This window comes from Methanobrevibacter thaueri, assembly GCF_015062905.1.
In the GTDB taxonomy this organism is placed as follows: domain Archaea; phylum Methanobacteriota; class Methanobacteria; order Methanobacteriales; family Methanobacteriaceae; genus Methanocatella; species Methanocatella thaueri_A.
This window is the reverse complement of record NZ_SUTK01000095.1, coordinates 1-3,221: the sequence shown is the minus strand read 5'-3', so window position 1 is coordinate 3,221 and position 3,221 is coordinate 1. Positions and strand designations below refer to the sequence as shown.

5 protein-coding genes are annotated in these 3,221 nt (G+C 36.7%); 1 reads left to right on the top strand and 4 read right to left on the bottom strand.

Translation table 11 applies throughout. The features are described from left to right. Together E7Z79_RS09755 and E7Z79_RS09750 are read right to left on the bottom strand one after the other, a co-directional pair. On the bottom strand, positions 1 to 158 hold a 158-nt coding region (locus tag E7Z79_RS09755; RefSeq protein ID WP_369693447.1), incomplete at its 3' end, for a VUT family protein. Between the two features lie 76 nt (positions 159 to 234). Then, positions 235 to 417 (bottom strand): VUT family protein, encoded by a 183-nt coding sequence (locus tag E7Z79_RS09750; protein WP_369693446.1) that lies wholly within the window; start codon positions 415 to 417, stop codon positions 235 to 237. Positions 418 to 640: 223 nt separating this feature from the next. Here E7Z79_RS09750 and E7Z79_RS09605 point away from each other — a divergent pair, with 223 nt between their 5' ends. Continuing rightward, entirely contained in the window at positions 641 to 2,071 is a 1,431-nt protein-coding gene (locus E7Z79_RS09605) for a radical SAM protein (RefSeq protein WP_303739718.1), read from the top strand. A gap of 35 nt (positions 2,072 to 2,106) precedes the next feature. Here E7Z79_RS09605 and E7Z79_RS09600 read toward each other — a convergent pair whose 3' ends face one another. Both E7Z79_RS09600 and E7Z79_RS09595 read right to left on the bottom strand, forming a co-directional pair. Continuing rightward, the gene (locus E7Z79_RS09600; protein ID WP_303739717.1) at positions 2,107 to 2,949 is read right to left on the bottom strand and encodes an aldo/keto reductase; all 843 of its coding nucleotides are present in this window, start codon (positions 2,947 to 2,949) and stop codon (positions 2,107 to 2,109) included. Positions 2,950 to 3,022: 73 nt separating this feature from the next. Beyond that, the coding region (locus E7Z79_RS09595; RefSeq protein WP_303739716.1) for a hypothetical protein at positions 3,023 to 3,221 on the bottom strand (199 nt) is incomplete at its 5' end.

Genomic DNA, 3,221 nt, shown 5'->3' with positions numbered 1-3,221 from the left:
ACAGTTTCACCTATTACAGTGCTGAGTATGCAGCGTACAAACAGCTGGTCATTGTATCTCTCTTTCAACTTAACCAAAACTTTTGAATTCAGTATATTGCCCAGCATATATGAAATGAGCCCTGCAATGAATAGCCGTGGAGTTGTTGAAAGAAGTATTGCAAATGCAGGTGCATTCGGACTGCTGAAGGAAATGCCATTGCAATATGATACAGTACAATTGCAATAATATTGATTATGAAACCAAGGTAGATAACATCCGGGTCATTTTATATCCATAAATTTCAGAGAGAATATCATTTATAATGAACAATACCGGAAACGTCAATATTGAACATGGCAGAGCTATAAATTCAAATTCCAATGTTTTGGTAGCCAATATATTGGAAACTATTATTGAAGCACAGAATATTCCCATCAGATATGCTTATACTCTTGTTTTGGTAATATTTTCAAACATAATCACAAATCCTTTTAAGATAATATTTACTTTACATTTGCCATTTTAACTGTTTTTCCCTTCACAAAAAAATTTATATAAAAATTTAACATACAAATAATATGGGTGTATTCAAAAAGTTTAAATATATTGAAAACTTTATTTTAAATAACTTGAAAACTTTTTAAAAAAAAGTGATATGATGAAAATAACCTTTATTAATCCTCCCCAAACAAACTCCAAATACAAGTTTTTAGGTGTTGTAGCCCCATCTCTTGGAATCGGATATATGGCAGCGGTCCTTGAGAAAAACGGATATGACGTTGATGTCATTGATGCCAGTGCTCTTGAGCTGACCTATGATGAAATAGGCGAGGAAATTTTAAAAAGAGACCCGGATATAGTATCAATCAGCGCATTGACACCTACCATAGGAGTTGCACTGGATTCCGCCGATAAGATAAAACAGGTAAAACCGGATACAGTTGTAGTATTGGGAGGATATCACCCTACCTTTGAATACAAAAGCGTTCTTGAGGAAGAAAGCGTCGATGTTGTTGTAAGGGGAGAAGGGGAATATACCCTATTGGAACTTGTTCAGACAATCGAAAAGCATGGTGATTTGAAAACGGTCCAGGGATTGGCATTTCACGATGAAAATGACGGTTCATTGGTATTGACTCCTGACCGGCCTGTCGTGCAGAATCTGGATGAACTGCCGTTTCCGGCATTCCACCTATTTCCAATGGAAAAGTACAGAATCCTCAATATCACTACCAATGTTGCAACAATAATCACCACAAGGGGATGCCCTATGCAGTGCTCATTCTGCTCATCAGCTGCGCTTCACGGGAACAAATTAAGGAGAAGATCATATTCCAATGTCGTTGATGAAATTCAGATGAGGCTTATGGAGGAAAACATAGACACAATCGCATTTATGGATGATACATTCACATTAAACAAAAGGTTCGTCTATGACTTCTGCCGTGAAATAAAAAGACGCAACCTTAAGTTCTGGTGGGGCTGCACCTCAAGGGTGGATACCCTGGATGAGGAGCTTTTGCAAACCATGAAGGATGCAGGCTGCATAACCATTTTCATAGGCGTTGAAAGTGCAGACCAGCAAACACTTGATAAGATGAACAAGAACATCACAGTCACCAAAACCGAAAATGCATTTAAGCTTGCCCGAAAAGTCGGAATCAGAACCATAGCTTCATGCGTAATCGGAATGCCTGAAGACACCCGTTCAAGCATTCAAAGGACCATCGACTATGTTAAAAAGCTGAATCCGAATTATGCCCTCTACAGTCTGGCCACACCATATCCCGGAACCAGATTTTATAACGAAACATTCAAGAAGAATCTGATAAGCATTACTGACTGGTCCAAGTACACCCTTTTAAATCCTGTGCTGGAAACTGTTGACTGCACAAGCAAAGAGCTTAGAAGCATACAAAAGAAAGCCTTCCTTAAGTTCTATTTGCGTCCGACATATCTTATCCGACAGGTTTCACAGGACGGATTTGTTCTTTTAAAAACCATTTTAAGTGTTTCAAAAACAATACTTAAAAAGCAGACCAACGGAAATACCGATTACAATAAAACAAATGTCAATAAGGGAAAATAATAGGGCATTCAATGGAATAATACCCAAAAAATAAGCTATACTATTTCGGAACAGAAATCTTCAACCAATTCAGGACTGAAATACACTTCATATGGATCTTCACCACTATCCAATTGTCTGATTTTTTCTATTTCCTTTTTATTTAATTTAAAATCAAAAATATCAATGTTTTCCTTCATTCTATGAGGTTTAATTGATTTGCATGAAAATGGAATGTCTCTGTCTATCAGACATCTGAAAATCACCTGTGCAGTGGTTTTGCCGTATTTTTCTGCAATATCTACAAGAATAGGATTGGTAAAGAGGTTGTTCTCTCCATCACCCAGCGGACCCCAGCTTTGATGAGCCACTCCCAAACGATTCATCATTTCATTTGCTCCATACTGCTGGTAGAATGGTGATGTTTCAACCTGGTTAACCTGTGGAGTGACATCGTTATGCATATCCAAGTCCAAAAGGCGGGCAGGGTCAAAATTGGAAACTCCTATGGACAGTGCTTTTCCTTCCTTTTGCAAATCCTGAAGTGCCCTGTATGACCCATAATAATCTCCAAATGGTACATGAAGAAGTAATAAATCAAGATAATCGGTTTGCAAATCTTCCAATGATTTATTTACTGACTTTATTGTCTTATCATAACCGAAATTGCTCACCCAAACTTTGGTGGTCAAATACAGATCATCCCTTGGAATTTCGGATTCGCTGATTGCCTGGCCAACTTCCTTTTCATTATAGTAAACCTGCGCATTATCAAATGATGTATAACCAACATCCAATGCATCAAGCACTGCCTTTTTTGTGTCTTCAGGGTTGATGTCAAAAACACCAAAACTAATAAATGGAATTTTTTCGTTATTGTTTAATTTCTTGAAATCCATTGTTTTATCTCCATAATTAATAATATTCTAATTTATACATTTTCTAATTATTTAATTTTATTTGTAAAAAGTCTTATATTTGTTTAATCTGAAGAGATTCAAATTCCTTTCTCATACAGACAACCTTATCATCATCCCTAAATTGTCCGAAATTATCTATCAATTCATAATTCAGCTTTTCGTATAATCCTATTGCAGCGTGATTGTTTTTGCCGGTTACAATATATGAATATCTGAAATTCCTCTCCATCACCGATTTTTCCAACTGCACA

Coding starts and splice junctions, on each gene's coding strand:
- E7Z79_RS09750 (WP_369693446.1), bottom strand. CDS start 417: ATGGGAATATTCTGTGCTTCAATAATAGTTTCCAATATATTGGCTACC.
- E7Z79_RS09605 (WP_303739718.1), top strand. CDS start 641: ATGAAAATAACCTTTATTAATCCTCCCCAAACAAACTCCAAATACAAG.
- E7Z79_RS09600 (WP_303739717.1), bottom strand. CDS start 2,949: ATGGATTTCAAGAAATTAAACAATAACGAAAAAATTCCATTTATTAGT.